The sequence below is a fragment of the Flavobacterium endophyticum genome (assembly GCF_003634455.1).
Classification (GTDB): domain Bacteria; phylum Bacteroidota; class Bacteroidia; order Flavobacteriales; family Flavobacteriaceae; genus Flavobacterium; species Flavobacterium endophyticum.
The window spans coordinates 1-5,292 of the sequence record NZ_RBLC01000009.1 but is presented as its reverse complement, the minus strand read 5'-3'; the positions used below and the strand labels follow the sequence as shown (position 1 = coordinate 5,292).

2 tRNA genes and 3 rRNA genes are annotated in these 5,292 nt (G+C 50.7%); all 5 read right to left on the bottom strand.

The annotated features are described in order from the left end of the window. Positions 1-45: 45 nt before the first annotated feature. The 5 genes from rrf to CLV94_RS16865 all read right to left on the bottom strand — a co-directional run bounded on the left by rrf (position 46) and on the right by CLV94_RS16865 (position 5,113). Positions 46-155, bottom strand: a 5S ribosomal RNA gene (gene rrf / locus CLV94_RS16885). A 136-nt stretch (positions 156-291) separates the two neighbouring features. Beyond that, a 23S ribosomal RNA gene (locus CLV94_RS16880) occupies positions 292-3,173 on the bottom strand. 93 nt (positions 3,174-3,266) lie between these two features. Further along, positions 3,267-3,340: transfer RNA gene (locus tag CLV94_RS16875), tRNA-Ala, on the bottom strand. A gap of 91 nt (positions 3,341-3,431) precedes the next feature. Next, positions 3,432-3,505 (bottom strand) — tRNA-Ile (locus tag CLV94_RS16870). Between the two features lie 94 nt (positions 3,506-3,599). After that, positions 3,600-5,113 (bottom strand): 16S ribosomal RNA (locus CLV94_RS16865). Together the 16S, 23S and 5S rRNA genes with 2 tRNA genes alongside form the textbook arrangement of a ribosomal RNA operon. Positions 5,114-5,292 lie beyond the last annotated feature (179 nt).

Below are 5,292 nucleotides of genomic sequence, written 5' to 3'. Positions count from 1 at the left end.
TATGCAAAAAAAAGAGTCCCTACGATATGTAAGGACTCTTTCAAAGGAAGGCGGCGACATACTCTCCCACAGGATTGCAGTACCATCTGCGCAGGCGGGCTTAACTTCTCTGTTCGGGATGGGAAGAGGTGAGCCCCGCCGCAATAACCACCTTGGATCATTCTTGCCGTCGGGCGGCATGTCCATGGCCTCTTTTTACGGATACCATGGCAATATCTTGGCATACTGGGATAAAATACATTTTTAAGTTTTATAAGAAAGTTTCTTCCTGCCCCGGAGGGCAGGAAAATCGCGCATAAGCTTACGGGTTATTAGTACTGCTCGGCTATGACATTACTGCCTTTACACCTGCAGCCTATCGACGTGGTCATCTCCCACGACCCTTAAAAGAAATCTCATCTTGTGGTGGGTTTCGCGCTTATATGCTTTCAGCGCTTATCCCTTCCCGACGTAGCTACTCTGCGATGCCCCTGGCGGGACAACAGATACACCAGCGGTCGGTCCAATTCGGTCCTCTCGTACTAGAATCAGATCCACTCAAATTTCTTGCGCCCGCAGTAGATAGAGACCGAACTGTCTCACGACGTTCTGAACCCAGCTCGCGTGCCACTTTAATGGGCGAACAGCCCAACCCTTGGGACCTTCTCCAGCCCCAGGATGTGACGAGCCGACATCGAGGTGCCAAACCCCCCCGTCGATATGAGCTCTTGGGGGAGATCAGCCTGTTATCCCCGGCGTACCTTTTATCCTTTGAGCGATGGCCCTTCCATGCGGAACCACCGGATCACTATGCTCTACTTTCGTACCTGATCGACCTGTATGTCTCTCAGTCAAGCTCCCTTATGCCATTGCACTCTGCGCACGGTTACCAAGCGTGCTGAGGGAACCTTTAGAAGCCTCCGTTACTCTTTTGGAGGCGACCACCCCAGTCAAACTACCCACCAAGCAATGTCCCCCGCAGCGCGGGGTTAGGCTTCAGACAAGCAAAGGGTGGTATTTCAACAATGACTAACCTACGCCTGGCGACGCAGGATCGAAGTCTCCCACCTATCCTACACATCACTTGTCCAAAGTCAATACTAAGCTATAGTAAAGGTGCACAGGGTCTTTTCGTCCCACTGCGGGTAATCGGCATCTTCACCGATACTACAATTTCACCGAGCTCATGGCTGAGACAGTGTCCAGATCGTTACACCATTCGTGCAGGTCGGAACTTACCCGACAAGGAATTTCGCTACCTTAGGACCGTTATAGTTACGGCCGCCGTTTACTGGGGCTTCAATTCAATGCTTCTCCGAAGATAACATCTCCTCTTAACCTTCCAGCACCGGGCAGGTGTCAGGCCCTATACTTCATCTTACGATTTTGCAGAGCCCTGTGTTTTTGATAAACAGTCGCCTGGACCTCTTCACTGCGGCCAGCTTGCGCTGGCGACCTTTCTCCCGAAGTTACAGGTCTATTTTGCCTAATTCCTTAGCCATGAATCTCTCGAGCACCTTAGGATTCTCTCCTCGACTACCTGTGTCGGTTTACGGTACGGGTTCTTATAATCTAAGTTTAGAGGTTTTTCTTGGAAGCCCTTAGGCACACTATCGCTTTGTCCGAAGACTCCGCGTACTATCGCATTTCGCCATTCCCTACGGATTTGCCTATAGGAAATATAGCTAGGTGCTTCAACGAACTATTCCGTCAGTTCGCGGTGCTTTCATCACTCCGTCGCCCCATCACAATTATAAGAAGTACGGGAATATTAACCCGTTGGCCATCGACTGTCCCTTTCGGGTTCGCCTTAGGACCCGACTAACCCTCAGCTGATTAGCATAGCTGAGGAAACCTTAGTCTTTCGGTGTGCGGGTTTCTCGCCCGCATTATCGTTACTTATGCCTACATTTTCTTTTCTGGCCGGTCCAGCATACCTTACGATACACCTTCGCCCCAGCCAGAATGCTCCCCTACCACTTGCAATAAATTGCAAATCCATAGCTTCGGTAATATGCTTATGCCCGATTATTATCCATGCTCGTCCGCTCGACTAGTGAGCTGTTACGCACTCTTTAAATGAATGGCTGCTTCCAAGCCAACATCCTAGCTGTCTGGGCAGACAAACCTCGTTCTTTCAACTTAGCATATATTTGGGGACCTTAGCTGATGGTCTGGGTTCTTTCCCTCTCGGACTTGGACCTTAGCACCCAAGCCCTCACTGTTATGAAACATTATACAGCATTCGGAGTTTGTCAGGAATTGGTAGGCGGTGAAGCCCCCGCATCCAATCAGTAGCTCTACCTCTGTATAACTTTACGCATAACGCTGCACCTAAATGCATTTCGGGGAGTACGAGCTATTTCCGAGTTTGATTGGCCTTTCACCCCTACCCACAGGTCATCCGAAGTCTTTTCAACGACAACCGGTTCGGACCTCCACTGTGTGTTACCACAGCTTCATCCTGCCCATGGGTAGATCACACGGTTTCGCGTCTAACACTGCCGACTATGGCGCCCTATTCAGACTCGCTTTCGCTACGGATCCGTGGCTGAACCACTTATCCTTGCCGGCAACGTTAACTCGTAGGCTCATTATGCAAAAGGCACGCCGTCACCCCACTAAAGGGCTCCGACCGCTTGTAGGCGCATGGTTTCAGGATCTGTTTCACTCCGTTATTCACGGTTCTTTTCACCTTTCCCTCACGGTACTGGTTCACTATCGGTCTCTCAGGAGTATTTAGCCTTGGCGGATGGTCCCGCCGGATTCAGACAGGGTTTCACGTGCCCCGCCCTACTCAGGATACCGCTATCTATTACAATCATTGCCCGTACGGGGCTGTCACCCTCTATGGCGCGACTTTCCAGTCGCTTCCGGTTCTTCTTGCATAAAATGTCGCGGTCCTACAACCCCAGGTATGCCGTAACATGCCTGGTTTGGGCTAATCCGCGTTCGCTCGCCACTACTTACGGAATCACTTTTGTTTTCTTCTCCTCCGCCTACTTAGATGTTTCAGTTCAGCGGGTTCGCCCTCCTATCGGAGTACTATGCCTTCAGCATAGTGGGTTGCCCCATTCGGATACCTGCGGATCGATCGGTGTGTGCCCGTCCCCGCAGCTTTTCGCAGCTTATCACGTCCTTCTTCGCCTCTGAGAGCCTAGGCATCCCCCATGCGCCCTTATTTTGCTTATTGCGCTTTCTCTTCCGATAAATCAGAAGAATGCTTTCTACTTTTTAAATGTTTTCTTATCCCAATATGTCAATGAACTGTTTTCCTTTCGGAAACGTGGAGAATATCGGAGTCGAACCGATGACCTCCTGCGTGCAAGGCAGGCGCTCTAGCCAGCTGAGCTAATCCCCCATCTCTAATCTTAAATTATGAATGTTGAATCTTGAATTAATGCGTAATTCGTACTCATACTTCTAAAATTTCCTATCAAAGCCTAAAAAAGTAGTCCCGGGCAGACTCGAACTGCCGACCCCTACATTATCAGTGTAGTACTCTAACCAGCTGAGCTACGAGACTCTGTTTTATTGCTTTTCTTTAATATTTTTGAACCAACAGCGAGAGCAGGCGGACCACGATGGTCCCCGCAGGCGAGATTTGCGTCTTTCTCTAGAAAGGAGGTGTTCCAGCCGCACCTTCCGGTACGGCTACCTTGTTACGACTTAGCCCCAGTTACCGGTTTTACCCTAGGCAGCTCCTTGCGGTCACCGACTTCAGGCACCCCCAGCTTCCATGGCTTGACGGGCGGTGTGTACAAGGCCCGGGAACGTATTCACCGGATCATGGCTGATATCCGATTACTAGCGATTCCAGCTTCACGGAGTCGAGTTGCAGACTCCGATCCGAACTGTGAACGGTTTTGTAGATTCGCTCCTGGTCGCCCAGTGGCTGCTCTCTGTACCGTCCATTGTAGCACGTGTGTAGCCCAGGGCGTAAGGGCCGTGATGATTTGACGTCATCCCCACCTTCCTCTCAGTTTGCACTGGCAGTCTCGTTAGAGTTCCCGACATGACTCGCTGGCAACTAACGACAGGGGTTGCGCTCGTTATAGGACTTAACCTGACACCTCACGGCACGAGCTGACGACAACCATGCAGCACCTTGTGACCTGCCCGAAGGAAAAACCGTTTCCGGTCCTGTCAGGCCACATTTAAGCCCTGGTAAGGTTCCTCGCGTATCATCGAATTAAACCACATGCTCCACCGCTTGTGCGGGCCCCCGTCAATTCCTTTGAGTTTCATTCTTGCGAACGTACTCCCCAGGTGGGATACTTATCACTTTCGCTTAGCCACTCAGGTTGCCCCGAACAGCTAGTATCCATCGTTTACGGCGTGGACTACCAGGGTATCTAATCCTGTTCGCTACCCACGCTTTCGTCCATCAGCGTCAATGTATTGATAGTAACCTGCCTTCGCAATCGGTATTCCATGTAATATCTAAGCATTTCACCGCTACACTACATATTCTAGTTACTTCCCAATAATTCAAGCCCTGCAGTATCAATGGCAATTTCCCGGTTGAGCCGGGAGATTTCACCACTGACTTACGGGGCCGCCTACGGACCCTTTAAACCCAATGATTCCGGATAACGCTTGGATCCTCCGTATTACCGCGGCTGCTGGCACGGAGTTAGCCGATCCTTATTCCTACGGTACCGTCAGTCTGGCTCACGAGCCAGGGTTTCTTCCCGTATAAAAGCAGTTTACAATCCATAGGACCGTCATCCTGCACGCGGCATGGCTGGATCAGGCTTGCGCCCATTGTCCAATATTCCTCACTGCTGCCTCCCGTAGGAGTCTGGTCCGTGTCTCAGTACCAGTGTGGGGGATCTCCCTCTCAGGACCCCTACCCATCATTGCCTTGGTAAGCCGTTACCTTACCAACAAGCTAATGGGACGCATGCCCATCTTCCACCGATAAATCTTTAATACCATCCCGATGCCGGGTCGATATACTATAAGGTATTAATCCAAATTTCTCTGGGCTATCCCTTTGTGGAAGGCAGGTTGCATACGCGTTACGCACCCGTGCGCCGGTCTCGATGCCCGAAGACATCTACCCCTCGACTTGCATGTGTTAGGCCTGCCGCTAGCGTTCATCCTGAGCCAGGATCAAACTCTTCATCGTATATTTTAATAATTTCGACGAATCTCAGCTTTGTTGCGGGTCTTATCTAAAGACCGCGCCGCTCTCTCTTTTTTAGCTCCGGCATCGCTGCCGAAACTGCTGTCAATCCAATATGTCTATGAACGTGTTCTTCTATTCTTTCGCCTCTCTCGAAGCGGGTGCAAAAGTACGATTATTTT